We start from the raw sequence: 14,319 nt of genomic DNA, 5'->3' as shown, positions 1-14,319 counted from the left end.
GCTCCCTCCGGTCGCGTCGCTGCGCGATGGCCTGCGGCCACCCTTGACCGACCGGCCCACCCCGAAATGCCACAAGACTCCCGGGATCCCCCCGGGTGAGGGATGCCCTGGCGAGGACAGTGACCACTACCCCGGATCAGGGATGCGTCGAGCCCGGTCCCGCCGGTCAGCCGAAGGTTCCCGCCGTCGGGAGGGGCCGCCTGCCCGGAGACCGGGGAGGCGGGACCCCCAAGACACCTGGCCCGGGCCCATCGAGGCCCCCTCCCGGTGCTCCGCCCGCCGACCCGCACGAAACGACGACGGGACGGTCCTCCCCCTGCCCTGAGGCGCGTCAGATCGCTACACAGTCGCTCTCGGCACAGCGACTGCGGGCCGGCAGGGGCTGGCTGGACACGGGCCTACGACGCGGCGCTGCGGGCGGTGGGCGTCGTGGGACGTCGAGCAGGCCGATCGTGCGGTCGAGGCAGGCGCCCACCCTGCGGTGGGGGCGGGGACGGCCTGCCGTCAGGGTTCTAGACGGGCCAGGCGGCTGAGTAGGGTCACGGCCTCGTCGCGGGCGACCGGTTGGAAGAAGCTGCCGTCGACGGCTTCGACGGCGGCGATCGCTCGGGGAGCCACTTCGGCTCCGGTGGCGGTGACGCGCAACCGCTTGGCGCGCGTATCGGCGGGGTCGACCTCCCGCTCGATCAAGCCCTTGGCTTCCAGCGCGCGCAGGACCTGCGACGTCATCTTGACGTCCGTACCGGCTTGGCGGGCCACGGCGAGCTGGTTGGGGTGCTCACCGTGCTTGTTCATCCACCAGGTGCAGGCGAGCAGGACGAACTGGACGTGGGTGAGGTCCAACGGTCCGAGCGCGGCGGCGATGTCGCGCTGCCAGCGCAACGTCGCGTGCCACAGCAGGAAACCGGGGCTGTCGCCGGGGCTGAGGGCCATCAGCCCTGCGCCAGCTTCACCAGAGCGTCCATCGTCTCGGGCCAGTCCCCCGTGACGGCCGGACCGATGTGCGGGCCGAGTTCGTCCACACCGTCCCCGGTGATCTCCATCCGGTACGTCACCCGCGAACGCAGGCGCTCGCCCGCGTCCACGCGGTGAACGGTCCGCAGCAGCAGCCCCTCGAACCGCGCCTCGTCCACGAACAGTTCATCGGCCACGGCCTCGGCAATGACCAGGTGCACCGGATCCTGCCCCGCCGGCGTCATCACGATCTCGGCGCCCGGCGCGAACGCCCCACTGATCCGAACACTCTCGATATCAGCGTTCCAGGCCCCCCAGTTCTCGACGTCGGCCCACAGCCCCCAGATCGCCGCCGGTCCCGCATTGGTCTCAACGCTGTGCTCGTAAGCCCACATCTGACTCTCCCCTTGCCCGTCCGATATCAACTACGCACAGACTATCTGCGCGCAGACTATCTGTCCATGTCCCCACCCACAGCGCCACATCGTGGGCCTACGTCCAGCCCCTGCCGGCCCGCAGTCGCTATGCCGAGAGCAACGGTGTAGCGATCTGACGCGCCTCAGGGCAGGGGGAGGACCGTCCCGTCGTCGTTTCGTGCGGGTTGGCGGGCGGAGCAGGGGGGCGGGGCCTCGATGGGCCCCGTGTGGATGTTCTGCGGGTCCCGCCTGCCCGCCTCCGGGCAGGCGGGTGGTCCGGACCGCTGGAACCGGTGGCTGACCGGCGGGACCGGGCACCGGCATCCCTGATCCGGCCGTCCCTCCCCCTCACACCCCCAGGGCATCCCTTTTCCGGGGGGATCCCGGGAGTCTTGTGGCGTTCCGGGGTGGGCCGGTCGGTCAAGGGTGGCCGAAGGCCATCGCGCAGCGACGCGACCGAAGGGAGCGCCCTTGACGGGGCGGCCCGCCCCGGAAGGACGCTGGACTCCCGGGACGCCCCCAGGAACTGTCAACGCACCCGACAGGCCGCAGCCCAGGCCCACCCCACCCCCGAGCCCCCGTCAACGCCCCCGCCCCGCCCCGCCCCGCCCCGCCGCAGTTCCGGCCCCCGGCACCCCCGCTCCCACCTCAAACTCCCCGCAGCCACCCCGCGGCCTCGGTCGCCCAGTACGTCAGGATCGTGTCCGCGCCCGCCCGCTTGATGCCGAGCAGGGTCTCCAGGATGGCCCGGTCGCGCTCGATCCAGCCCTTCTCCGCCGCCGCCTCGATCATCGCGAACTCACCGCTGATCTGGTACGCCGCCACCGGCACGTCCACGGACTGCGCGACCCGGTACAGGATGTCCAAGTAGGGGCCGGCGGGCTTGACCATGACCATGTCGGCGCCCTCCTCCAGGTCCAGCGCCAGCTCCCGCAGCGACTCCCGGGCGTTCGCCGGGTCCTGCTGGTAGGTCTTGCGGTCGCCCTGCAGCGAGGACCCGACGGCCTCGCGGAAGGGCCCGTAGAAAGCGGACGAGTACTTGGCCGTGTACGCCAGGATGGAGACGTCCTCGTGGCCCGTCTCGTCGAGCGCGTCACGGATGACGCCGACCTGGCCGTCCATCATCCCGCTGGGGCCGACCACGTGGACGCCCGCATCGGCCTGGACCTGCGCCATCTCCGCGTAGCGTTCCAGCGTCGCGTCGTTGTCCACGCGCCCGTGCTCGTCCAGGACCCCGCAGTGCCCGTGGTCGGTGTACTCGTCCAGGCAGAGGTCGGACATGATGACGAGATCGTCCCCGACCTCGGCCTTCACGTCCCGGATCGCGACCTGCAGGATCCCGTCCGGCTCGGTGCCCGCCGTACCCCGCGCGTCCTTGTTCTCGTCGGCCGGGACGCCGAACAGCATGATGCCCGCGACCCCCGCCGAGACCGCCTCCGCGGCGGCCTTGCGCAGCGTGTCCCGCGTGTGCTGGACCACGCCCGGCATCGCCGAGATGGCGATCGGCTCGCTGATGCCCTCCCGGACGAACGCCGGAAGGATCAGGTCCGAGGGGTGCAGCCTGGTCTCCGCGACCATCCGCCGCATCGCCGGGGTGGTGCGCAGCCGGCGGGGCCGCGAGCCGGGGAAGGATCCGTACGCACTCATCTTCAGTCGCCTCTTCGAGCTTCGACAGCAGTCGCCACAAGCCTAGGGGGTGCCCGACGGCTCACGGCCGGGCCCGCACCCGCCGCCCGGGTCTGTGCCCGCTCGCTACGGCAGGTCGAGAAGGGCCCAGAACACCGCCGCGTTCAGGAGGACCACCGCGGGCGCGGCGATCGCGATGCCGACGCGACGGGCGGCGTTGGCCGTGCGCCACGGCAGGGCCCAGCACCACACCAGCAGGGCCGACGCGGCCAGCAGCCCCGCCCAGAACACGGGCCAGGCGACCTCGAAGCTGGCGTCGAAGGCGTGGGCGGCCGCCGTGTCACAGGAGTCGCAGGCCATCGGCGACAGCCCCGCGTACAGCAGCGAGAGGAACGCCAGCGGCAGCGTCAGCAGCGTGGCGGCCAGCGGGGCCAGGAAGGCCCGGCGGTCCCGGTCGGCGTCGGGAACGGGGACGTGGGCGAGGTCGTGGGTGGTCATGGGACCACCCAACTCCGCCCGCCCGGCGCCCGGTACCCGTACGGGTACTCAGACCGCCTGGGTAGGTGCGCGCGAGGAGGCGCCGGGGCCGTTGCGCTCCCTCCACCGCTCGAACGCCAGCGCCCTGTGGTCGGGCGAGAAGAGCGGGCCGATCTCCTCCACGCGCGCGTACGCCGCCGGAGTGTCCGGATGGTCCCGCAGGGCCAGGCCGTAGGCGCCGATCATCCGCGTCAGCCACGTGTCCGCGTCCAGGAGGGCCAGCAGCAGCTCCGTGGCGTCGGCCGTGCGGTCGTCGGATTCCGCCATGCTGTCCGCCGCGGCGTCCCGTACGGGGCTGCGCGGGTCGCGGACCAGGTCGCGGAGGACGGCCCGGTACGCGTCCACGTCGTCACCGCCCTGAACGGCCAGGGCCAGTGCCGCGGTGAACCGCACCTCGTCGTCGGGGTCGCCCGCCGCGACGCGCAGGGCCGCGCGCTCCGCTTCCGTGAACGGCCGGTCGTACCAGCCCAGAGAGCTCACCGCCGCCCTGCGCACCCGGGGATCGGCATGACCTGTGTACCGGAGGGAGAGTGCTTCCAGGCGCGGGTGTTCCACCTCGTGTTCGTCGAGGGCGGCCAGCACCGCCGCGAGGACCACCGGGTCCGTCTCCCGGTCCGCCCAGGCGGCGAGCAGTTCCCGGTCCTCCTCGTGGTGCGGGTACCCGTCGTCCGTCAGGAAGGACTGCCTGCCGAACAACCAGTCGGCGGCGAAGAGGCGGTGGCGGGAGGACGGGTGGTCCCTCAGAGCCGTCACCGCCTCCCGCGCCCCCTCGAGCCGGGCGCGGGAGGCGGTCCAGTCCACGTGGAAGACGTCGGGGTGCCGGACGGCGCGGGCGATCAGCTCCTCGGGCGGGACCCGGACGCCGAACACGCCTTCCAGTCCGGTCAGGACGGCGCCGTGCCCGCCCCGCACCGTCAGACCGCCGAGCACGACCTGCTCGACCCGGCACCACTCCTCTTCCACCGTCGAGGTCTCCGCCCGGCCCCGCGCCCCCGTCCGGCGGCGCAGCTCCGCTTCCGCCCCGGCCCCGTACCACCGCCGGGCCGCTTCCAGCAGCCGTGCCCGCTCCGCCTCCGGCAGCCGTCGGCCCGGGTCCGGGAGGTCCCTGGACCAGAGCAGCGCGCCGACCGTCGCCGGGGAGCCTCCCTCGACGGCCCGCAGCAGCGGCGTCGTACCGTCCGGCAGCACCCGGTCGGGGTCCGCGCCGGCCTCCACCAGCACGGCGGCCGCCTCGTACGCGTACGCCGCGACCGCCGCGCACAGCGGCGACAGCCCGTCCGCATCCACCGCGTCGGCGTCCGCGCCCCGCCGCAACAGCTCCCGCACCGCTTCCACGTCCCCCGACCGAACCGCTTCCCCCAGTGCCGTCATGCCCCGAACATGCCACAGGCCCGGGCGCGCTCCACCGCGGGCCCGACACCGCGGGCCCGACGCGGCCGGGGCGCGGCCGCGTTCGGCGGGACCCCCGGGGGTGCGCGCTACGAACGGCCGGGACCCCGCCGGGACTCCCACCGCCACAGGCCGCGCCTGCGGTGGTCGTGCTCGTACGCGGGGCCCAGCGGGCCGACCTTCGCGTAGGCCTGCGGGGCGCGCGGGTCGTCCCGTTCCGCCAGGCCGTAGGCCGCGCTCAGGCGGATGTCCGGATCGTCGGCGTCCAGGCACCCCACCAGCAGCTCCGCGAGCTGCGCCGCGCCGTGCCCGACCGACCCGAGGGCGTACGCGGTCCGACGCACGACCTCCGGGTCCGTGTCCCGCAGCAGGTCCGGCAGGAGCGACAGCTCCTCCTCCCCCGGTTCCTCACCGGCCAGCGCCCCTGCGGCCGAAGCCCGCACCGCGCCGTCGGCGTCGCGGCACAGCTCCCGCAGCGCCCGCCGCGCGTCCGGGGACAGCGGCCGGCCGAAGAGGCCCGGTACCGCGCGCCGCACCGCCGGGGCCGGATGCCCGGCGCGCCGGAGCCCGATGCCCTCCCGGGCGGGAACGTCCGTCTCGACGAGGGCGTCCAGGACGCGGCCCAGTACGTCCGCGTCGGTTTCCCCGGCCTCCCACTCGACGAGGATCCGTTGACACTCCTTCTCGTACCAACGCGCGTGCGCGGTATCGCCCCACGACCACAGCCGGTTCCGGACCACGTCGACCGCGAAGGCCCGCCGCCGGGGATCCGGGTCGTGGCGGAAGGCCGCCGCCTCGGCCCAGGTCTGCGCGCTGCGGCGGCTCGACAGGACCCAGAGCGAGGCATTGCGGTCCACGTGGTCCCGCCGCGGGGAGCGGACCCCGCGGGCCACCAGCTCCTCCACCGGCGCCAGGACGCGGAACTCCCATTCCAGCAGGGTCAGGACCGCGCCGTGCCCGGCCCGTACGCTCCGCCCGCCGAGGGTGAGCGCCGGGACTCCCTCGTACTCCGCGTCCTGCTCCCACCCGGCGCCGGCCGGGCCCGCCGCCCCCGTCAGCCGCCGCAGCCGCTGCTCCGCGCCCTCCTCGTACCACTGGCGGGCCGCCTCCAGCAGTCGTGCCCGCTCCGCCTCCGGCAGCCGCTGGCGGGCGTCGTCACCGAGCAGTGCCGTCACCGTCGCCGGGGAGCCTCCCTCGACGGCCCGCAGCAGCGGGGTCGTACCGTCCGGCAGCACCCGGTCGGGGTCCGCGCCGGCCTCCACCAGCACGGCGGCAACCTCGTACGCGTACGCCGCGACCGCCGCGCACAGCGGCGACAGCCCGTCCGCATCCACGGCGTCGGCGTCCGCGCCCCGCCGCAACAGCTCCCGCACCGCTTCCACGTCCCCCGACCGAACCGCTTCCCCCAGTGCCGTCATGCCCCGAACATGCCACAGGATCCAGGCCTATCGGGCCTGCTCCTGCGCGGTGAACGCGGCGATCATCTCGTGGACCGTGGCGCCTTCGAGGTCGAAGCCGTCGAAGCCCTGGACCTCGGCCGCGCGCGGGAACATGGCCCGCTCGTACGCGGTGAGCGCGGCCTCGGTGTCGTCGGGGTGCGCGGCGAGGGCCTGCGCGAGTTCGGCGCCGTCGAGCATGGCCAGGTTGGCGCCTTCGCCGTTCGGGGGCGCGAGGTGGGCGGCGTCGCCGAGCAGGGTCACCCCCGGCACCCGGTCCCACCGGTGCCCGGTCGGCAGGGTGTACTGGGGGCGCAGGACCGGGGCGGTGTCGCTGTCGGTGATCAGCGCGGTGAGTTCCGGTGCCAGCCGTCGAACTCCTCGGCGAGCCGCGCGGTGGCCGCGGCGGGGTCCGTGAAATCGATGGCGTCGAACCAGTCCAGCGGCTCGGTCACCATCACGTAGGCGTGCAGGGCGTCCCCGGTCTCCCGGTGGGCGAAGAGGTCCCTGCCCGGCGAGGGCGCCATCAGCATCCCGCTGCCGACCGCTTCCGCGGCGGCCGGGTGCCGGGTGTCGGAGTCGAACAGGTAGGTCTCGACGATCGACGTGCCCGCGTACTCGGGCGTGGCGTTGGAGAGCAGCGGCCGGACCCGTGACCACGTGCCGTCCGCACCGACCAGCAGGCTCGTGACGACGGAGCCGCCGCCCGCGAACGTCACCTCGTGGCGGCCCCCGCCGAGGGAACGCGTACCGCTGACCTTGTGCCCCCACCGGACGGTGCCGGCCGGAAGCGAGTCGAGCAGGATCTGCCGCAGTTCGCCGCGCTGCACCTCGGGGCGTCCGCCCGTGCCGTCGTCCGCCTTGTCCCACAGGACGGTCCCGTCCCGGTCGAAGACCCGCATCGCCTCGCGGCCCTCGAGGACGATGGCGTGGAACTCGTCCATCAGGCCGGCCGCCTCGAGGGCGAGCTGGCCGTTGTAGTCGTGGATGTCGAGCAGCCCGCCCTGCGCGCGGGCCGTCGGGGAGGACTCCGCCTCGTAGACCGTGGCCGCTATTCCGTGGACGTGCAGGACGCGGGCGAGCGTGAGTCCGCCGAGCCCGGGGCCGATGATCGTGACGTCAGTGGTCATGGGGCTTCCTTCTCCAGTCGGGACGTTGCGCTGCTGGTGGACCGTGCCGTTGCCGGCCGCCCCCAACGACTCCAATGTCCCGGCGGCCGTCGACAGCCCGCCGACGGGTCACCGACAGGCCCGGTCCGCCGCCGACGACCGACCGACACGGTGGAAAAGGGCCCCGGGAAGCGAAAGGGCCCGGGCGCGGCCGGAACCCAAGGGGTCGTCCATCCGCACCCGGGCCCTTCCCCCTGTCATGTGGCGGGCGGACCCCGCCTAAACCGCCGCGCACCCGGCCGCCGCTCGCTCGGTCGCCTGGGGCCGAGGGGTCCATGGAGCGAGAGGTGGAGGCCGTCGCCCCGTCCTGATACGACACGCTGATCGTGCCGGGGATGCGCCAGACCGAGCGCTACGCGGGGGCGTCCGCTGCCGAGGCCCGCGTCCAACGCGGATGCGATCGAACCGCAGGCGGCCGCGCGCATGGCACGCCAGCAGATCTTGGCGCGAACCCAGCCTCCGACCATCAGCTTCATGACGTGGAAGCCAGCCTCATGGACCGCATCGGCGGTGACCAAATTTACGCAGAGCAGGTGCGACACCTGCGGACCTGTGCCGACTGCCTGGAGTCGCCCTCCAGGTGGTCGCCGCCCACCCCGCCTCCGTCCACGTCGGATTTCAAGAACCCCGCCGGCACGGTGCTCACCCTCGCACCGGGCGCCTGGGAGTCGTTCGTCGCCGATGGGCGCTGAGCCCCGGCGGGGTCACGCCAGCGACTCCGCCATGTCCTCTGCCTGCTTGAGTACCCGCTCGATCGCCGCAGGCTGCTTGTCGGGCGGGTAACCGTACTTGCGCAGCAACCGGAGCACGCGCGCCATGATCCGGTCCCTGGCCTGTTCCTTGACTTTCCAGTCGACCGTGACGTCCTTGCTGATCTGCTCGTACAGCTCGTGTGCGATCTTCGCGAGGAAGGTGTCCTCCATCTGCTCGACGGCCGACGAGTCAGCGGCCAGCGCGTCGTAGAACGCGAGCTCGTCCTCCGTCAGTCCCAGGCCCTTCGCCCGATCGCGGTCGGCCGACACCTCCTGTGCCAGCTCCACCAGGAACTTCATGAACTCCGCCGCCGTCAGGAGCCCGTTGGTGTAACGGTTCATGGCGGCCTTCACGCGGTTGGTGAAGGTCTCCTGGCGGGTGAGGTTGCGGGGGTGGGCGGCCTTGATCTCCTTCACCAGGGCCCGCCGCAGCGCCTCGATGGCGAGGTTCGGGTGCCGGGAAGCCTGGAGGTCGCGCAATACGGACTCGTCAAGGTGGGACAGGTCCGGTTTGGCGAGTCCAGCCGCGTCGTAGATGTCCACGACACCGTCGGCGGCCACAACCGAGGCACTGAGCTGGGCGATCAGCAACTGCACGTCGGCTGTGGTGGCGAGGCCCCCCTCGGCGCGTTCCTCAGTCGTGTACTTCTCCCGCGAGGTGCGGACCGTCTCGAAGAACCGGATGTCCGGCAGCAGGTCCTGTACCCGGCTGTCGGTCGGGCAGAGTGAAAACCCCTGCCGGAGTGTGTTCGCGTGATGCATGAACAGTTCCTTGCGGCTCGCCTGGTCCGGGCCGAGTCCTGGTTCCGGGACGATCAGGAACTCCAGTACCTCCGTGAGCGCCTCGCGATACGCCCGGGGCCCACCCGCAGCAAGGATTTCTCGCCAGGCACAGCCGTGCAGCAGTTCCACGATGTACTGGCAGCTCTCCCGTACGAGCTTGACGGCCCCCGCCAGGTCAGCACCCAGCATCGGGTCCGACTGGTCCTGGAGGGAGTATTCGGCGAGCGCCTCCTTGATCTCGCGTATCACTCCTTGGAAGTCGACGACCAGGCCGGACGGTTTGCCGGGCCAGGTACGGTTCACCCGGGCGATGGCCTGCATCAGTGCGGCGCCCCGCATCCGCTTGTCCAAGTAGAGGGTGTGCAGCGGCGGCGCGTCGAAGCCGGTCAGCCAGAGCGACTGGACAATGACGAGCTCCAGCTCGTCATCCGCGTCCACGACCCGGTCCTGGATCTTCTTCAACTGGGTCGGGGTCCGGACATAGTCCGCGACCTGCTCGGTGTCCCGGGCTGCGTTGCCGGTGAACACGACCCGGACGCGCCCGGTGGCGTCCGTCAACAGACCGGTCTTGGGATGCCGCTCGCCCGCCCACTCGGGGCGACGGCGGATCACCTCCTCAAACAAGCGCGCGGCAATCGCGCGGGAGGCGCACACCACCATGCCCTTGCCCGGGTGGCCGGTCAGCTTCCGCATCTCGGTGCTGCGGGCGTCCCAATGCTCCAGCAGCCCGCCAGCCAATTCCCTGATACGTGCGGGTGCGCCGATCAGGTCCTCGTACCGCCCGTACTGACGGCGGGCCTCCCGCTTCTCCTCCTCGGACAGCCCTTCGACGAGTCCCTCGGCGCGGGCGTCGAGCTCATCCAGGTCGGCGTCCTTGATGAGATCGACCTGGACAAGGTGGGGCTCGTAGAAGACGGGCACGGTCGCGCCGTCGTCCACGGCCTGCGTCAGGTCGTAGGTGTGGATGTCCTCGCCGAAGACGCCCCGCGTGCTGCCGGTGCCGTTGTTGATGGGGGTGCCGGTGAAAGCGATGAAGGTGGCGTTCGGGAGCGCGTCGCGCAGGTTGCGGGCGTAGCCGTCGATGAAGTCGTAGTGGCTGCGGTGCGCCTCGTCGACGATGACGATGACGTCCCGGCGCGGCGAAATCTGCGGATGCCGGGCGCCGGCGACGCGCTCGGCCTCGGTGAGGCGGAACTTCTGGACCGTGGCGAACACGACTCCGCCGTTGTGCTCTGGAGTGTTGAGCAGCTCGCGCAGGTGATCCGAGCCTGAGACCTTCACCGGCTCTCCGCTGGTCTTTTTCCGGAGCGTGCGGCTGGCGGCGAAGGTGTCGAAGAGCTGGCTGTCCAGGTCGATCCGGTCGGTGAGCACGACGAAGGTGGGGCCGGCCAGTTCAGGGGTGGATGCCGCCTTTCCGACGTAGAAGAGCATCTCCTCGCTCTTGCCGGCTCCCTGGGTGTGCCAGACGACGCCCGCCCTGCCGTCGGTGGCGATCGCGGCTTCGGTGGCGCGCACGGCGGCGTTCACGGCGATGTACTGGTGGGCCTTGGCCAGCTTGACCGTGTTGACGTCTCCCGCTCCCTCGGCGGAGTACGAGAGGAAGTTCGCAACGAGGTCGAGCAGCCGGCTGGGCTCGAACGCGCCGTAGATCATGCGCTCAAGGGCGCGGCCGTCTTCACGCTCGTGCTTGCGCAGCATGACGTCGTGCTCGTCGGCATGCCACGGGGACATGTGCTGCCAGGGCGTGAAGGGCGTGCCGACGCGAGCCGTTATGCCGTCCGAGACCAGGGCGACGAGAAACGTGCCGAAGGTGCCGGTCTGCTTGAGCTCACGGCGGTAGCCCTGGATCTGGTCGAAGGCGGAACGGGCGTCATCCTGACCGTCGGCCTTCTTCAACTCGATGACCGCGAGCGGGAGTCCGTTCACGTACAGGACGATGTCGAATATGAACGTCCGGTCCTTGACGCTCTTGACCCGTACCTGACTGGCGGCAATCAGCTCGTTGGCGTGCGGATCGCCGAAGTCGACGGGCCGGACCACGGTGTGGTGCGTCTCGCCGGTCGCGGGGTCGTCGTGAGCGACGGAGACGCCGCCGGTCAGGCTCTCGTAGAACCGGTGGTTCTCGCGCAGGTCGTTCTGCGTGACCTGGGTAAGCAGGGCCGTCACGGCGTCGTCGACGGCGCTTTCGGGCAGGCGCGGGTACCTGAGCCGGATGCCCTTGCGCAGGCTGGGGTACAGGACGAGGTCGCCCCAGCCCGCGCGCACGTCGTAGGAGGGCCCCAGCTCGGCCCCGGGCACATGCATCCACCCGTACTCGGCGAGGAGCTCGAGGGCGTGCAGTTCGAGCTCCTTCTCGGTGAGCCGGTCGGTGGGACGGTCGCCAGCGGGGTGGGATCTGGTCATACGACCTCCTCGACGGCACGGGCCGCGTCCTTGACGCGGAGCTTTCCGGTGACGAGCTCAGGGAGGAGGGTGTCGCGAAGCTCGGTGAGGGTGCGGTTCTCGAGCCGGGCTGCCTCGGCTCGAGCATGCAGCGGTGCACACCGGCGGTCGAACTCAATCAGCGCCGACCGTGCAGGAAGCGAGATCTTCAGGGATCTGATATCACTGAGGCTGAGATAGTCCGCCATGTCGGTCTGGCCCTTCATCCCAGCGGCCTGGCTCCAAAACTCTGATCCCCGCATCCAATGAAACAAGTAAGTGGCCGATGCCTGAACATCATCATTAGTGCGGAAGTAGCAGACTTGAGGGCTGTAGACGAACTCGGGGTCATCTGGCGACATCAGGGCTACTCGACCGACCGTTCCCTTGGTCGTCAGAATCACATCACCGGCGCGAGAGGTCTTCTGCCCCATCGCACGCCGAAATTCCTCTCGTACGTGGTCACCAAAGGACGGACGAATCTCCCCGTCACCCACCTCGGCCACTCGCAGGATCGGCAAGCCGGGCTTTCCATACTCCGCCTTCTTGGTGCGGTAGCCGTCACCGAGCTCGAGAACGCCTTCGGCAACTAGCTGGCCCAGCATTGTCTGCTTAACCCCCTCCCCTTGTCCCATGACCTGGTAGTAGGCATCTCCAAGCTCAAGGGCCGCTGCGCCGATCCGCTCGTTGAGCGCGATCTTGTCGTCCAGCGCGCCGAGCACTTCCGCGATGGCTCGCTGCGCCCCAATCGGGTGTCTCGGAATCGGCAGCCCGCTCAGAATTCCGAGGTTGATATGCGGAACACCCGTAGCGATTGCTCGCGAGCGGATCAATTCCTGCATGGCCGGAGAACGGAACCAGTAATAGATGAAGCGAGCATCGGCTTGACTCCGGTCGACGCGCATCCGCATCTGGCTCTGCGAAACGACGTAACGGTCGAATCGACCTTCTGGAACGATACCGACCTGCCCCAGGGTCCCGCGCTGGGTAAATACGACATCGCCGGGTAGGGCCAGGTTTCGTCGCAGGTCCCTCTCGACCTTCTCCTCACTGACGAACACGAAGTCTCGCGACGAAAAGTACCCGCCGCCCGATAGATTCTGCCCGCGGATGACGGGGATACCGTCCACGACATAGTCGCGCTTAACAAGGTTCGAGCCAAACGGTCCTCCGACCAAACCCCCAGCGATAGAAAGATCCTTTAGCGGAACCATGGCGGGAGCTCCCATCACACCCTCCCCAACTGCTCGTCCACGACCTTCGCCAGCCGCTCCGACTCCCCGAATTGCTCCCGCAGTAGCGCCGTCAACCGCGCGATCTTCGCCTCCACAGGCTCCGCGTCAGGGTCCACCTCCTGCTCCGCCGTGCCGACGTAACGTCCCGGCGTCAGCACGTAGTCGTGCTCCGCGATCACGTCCAGCGACACGCTCGCGCAGAAGCCCGGCACGTCCTCGTACGCGCCCGCGGTCGCCACACCCCGCCAGGCCCGTACCGTGTCGCCGATGCGCCCGACGATCTCCTCCGGCGTGAGCTCCCGCAGGGTGCGGTTCTTCATGACGCCGAATTCACGCGCGTCGATGAACAACACCTCACCCTTGCGCCCCCGCACCCAGTCCGAATGCCGGCCCTTCCCCTCCGCGAGGAACCACAGGCACGCCGGGATCTGAGTGGACCGGAACAGCTGTCCCGGCAGGGCGATCATGCACATCACCAGGTCGTCGTCGACCATGCCGCGCCTGATGTCACCCTCACCGGACTGCTTGCTGCTCATGGAGCCGTTCGCGAGGACGACGCCCGCGCGCCCGCTCGGCGCCAGTTTGCTGATCATGTGCTGGAGCCAGGCGTAGTTGGCGTTACCCACGGGCGGCGTGCCGTACGCCCACCGCCGGTCCATGCCGAGCAGTTCGCCGCCCCAGTCGGAGATGTTGAACGGCGGGTTCGCCATCACCACGTCCGCCTTCAGCCCCGCGTGCTGGTCGTTACGGAAGGTGTCGGCCGGCTCGTCGCCCAGATTGGCCTCGATGCCGTGAATGGCGAGGTTCATGTGGGCGAGCTGCCAGGTCGTCTGGTTGAGCTCCTGGCCGTAGACGGAGACGTTGAGCGGATTACCGCCGTGCGTCTCGATGAACTTCTCCGCCTGTACGAACATGCCTCCCGACCCGCATGCAGGGTCGTACACCCGCTCGCCCTGCTGCGGCTCCAGCACCTCCACCAGCAGCTGGACCACACTCTCCGGCGTGAAGTACTCGCCGCCCTTGCGACCCTCCTTGAGTGCGAACTCGGCGAGGAAGTACTCGTAGACCTCGCCCATGATGTCCCGGGCGCCCTTGCGCCGGCCGTCGTCGCCCAGCTGTTCCTGGAAGACCAAGCGGTCCAGCAGGCGCACGAGACCCGAAAGCCGTTCCTCGTCGACCTGCCCACTCGCATAGATCTTGGGCAGGGTCTTCTTCAGGGCCGGGTTCTGCGCCTCGACGGCACGCATGGCCGCGTCGATCGCCTCACCGAGGGTCTGCCCTTCAACTCGCGCTCCGGCCTGCTCGAGGATGCTCTCCCAGCGAGCACTCGGCGGCACGTAGAAAATTCCGGCACCTGTGTACTCACGCCGTTCCTCCAGCGTGACGAGGATGTCCTCCTCGCTCCATCCGCCCTCCTCCCGTAGCTCGGCCTCCAGCTGCGCGCGCTTCTCGCTCATTGCGGCCGAGACGTACTTGAGGAAGACGAGGCCCAGCACGAAGTGCTTGTAGGACGCGGCATCCAGGCTGCCGCGCAGCTTGTCCGCCGACTTCCAGAGGATCGACTTCATGTCCTCGGGCTCGGACTTCTTCCGTGGTGGCAC

The 14,319-nt window shown here is 70.5% G+C and carries 10 protein-coding genes and 1 pseudogene; 1 reads left to right on the top strand and 10 read right to left on the bottom strand.

Annotation, left to right across the window (positions count from 1 at the left end; genetic code table 11):
- Positions 1-504 precede the first annotated feature (504 nt).
- The 7 genes and pseudogenes from ABZY44_RS28695 to ABZY44_RS28665 all read right to left on the bottom strand — a co-directional run bounded on the left by ABZY44_RS28695 (position 505) and on the right by ABZY44_RS28665 (position 7,488).
- Positions 505-933, bottom strand: coding sequence for a MarR family winged helix-turn-helix transcriptional regulator (locus ABZY44_RS28695; RefSeq protein WP_356658769.1), 429 nt, complete (start codon positions 931-933; stop codon positions 505-507).
- Positions 933-1,349, bottom strand: coding sequence for a polyketide cyclase (locus ABZY44_RS28690; RefSeq protein WP_356658767.1), 417 nt, complete (start codon positions 1,347-1,349; stop codon positions 933-935). Before ABZY44_RS28690 ends, ABZY44_RS28695 begins: the two co-directional genes overlap by 1 nt.
- 669 nt (positions 1,350-2,018) lie before the next feature.
- Positions 2,019-3,017, bottom strand: coding sequence for a porphobilinogen synthase (gene hemB / locus ABZY44_RS28685; protein ID WP_356658765.1), 999 nt, complete (start codon positions 3,015-3,017; stop codon positions 2,019-2,021).
- Between the two features lie 105 nt (positions 3,018-3,122).
- The gene (locus tag ABZY44_RS28680; RefSeq protein ID WP_356658763.1) at positions 3,123-3,494 is read right to left on the bottom strand and encodes a hypothetical protein; all 372 of its coding nucleotides are present in this window, start codon (positions 3,492-3,494) and stop codon (positions 3,123-3,125) included.
- Positions 3,495-3,542: 48 nt separating this feature from the next.
- Positions 3,543-4,904, bottom strand: a complete 1,362-nt coding sequence (locus tag ABZY44_RS28675; RefSeq protein ID WP_356658761.1) for a HEAT repeat domain-containing protein — start codon at positions 4,902-4,904, stop codon at positions 3,543-3,545.
- A gap of 107 nt (positions 4,905-5,011) precedes the next feature.
- A complete protein-coding gene (locus ABZY44_RS28670; protein WP_356658759.1) occupies positions 5,012-6,340 on the bottom strand; it encodes a HEAT repeat domain-containing protein in 1,329 nt (442 codons plus the stop codon).
- Positions 6,341-6,367: 27 nt separating this feature from the next.
- Positions 6,368-7,488: pseudogene (locus ABZY44_RS28665) on the bottom strand (NAD(P)/FAD-dependent oxidoreductase).
- Between the two features lie 359 nt (positions 7,489-7,847).
- Between ABZY44_RS28665 and ABZY44_RS28660 the strand changes: the two are divergent.
- On the top strand, positions 7,848-8,219 hold the full coding sequence (locus ABZY44_RS28660; RefSeq protein WP_356658773.1) for a Scr1 family TA system antitoxin-like transcriptional regulator: 372 nt from the start codon (positions 7,848-7,850) through the stop codon (positions 8,217-8,219).
- Positions 8,220-8,231: 12 nt separating this feature from the next.
- On the opposite strand, the gene ABZY44_RS28655 is transcribed toward ABZY44_RS28660, so the two are convergent.
- Genes ABZY44_RS28655 through ABZY44_RS28645 form a run of 3 tightly spaced genes read right to left on the bottom strand, consistent with a single transcriptional unit; the run spans position 8,232 to position 14,319 of the window.
- Entirely contained in the window at positions 8,232-11,465 is a 3,234-nt protein-coding gene (locus ABZY44_RS28655) for a type I restriction endonuclease subunit R (RefSeq protein WP_356658757.1), read from the bottom strand.
- The gene (locus ABZY44_RS28650) at positions 11,462-12,712 is read right to left on the bottom strand and encodes a restriction endonuclease subunit S (RefSeq protein WP_356658755.1); all 1,251 of its coding nucleotides are present in this window, start codon (positions 12,710-12,712) and stop codon (positions 11,462-11,464) included. The genes ABZY44_RS28655 and ABZY44_RS28650 overlap by 4 nt, the downstream gene beginning before the upstream one ends.
- Positions 12,712-14,319, bottom strand: coding sequence for a class I SAM-dependent DNA methyltransferase (locus ABZY44_RS28645; protein WP_356658753.1), 1,608 nt, complete (start codon positions 14,317-14,319; stop codon positions 12,712-12,714). The genes ABZY44_RS28650 and ABZY44_RS28645 overlap by 1 nt, the downstream gene beginning before the upstream one ends.

The sequence above is a fragment of the Streptomyces sp. NPDC006544 genome, from assembly GCF_040611715.1.
Lineage (GTDB): Bacteria > Actinomycetota > Actinomycetes > Streptomycetales > Streptomycetaceae > Streptomyces.
The sequence above is the reverse complement of the archived record's forward strand: the minus strand, read 5'-3'. Positions and strand labels throughout refer to the sequence as shown.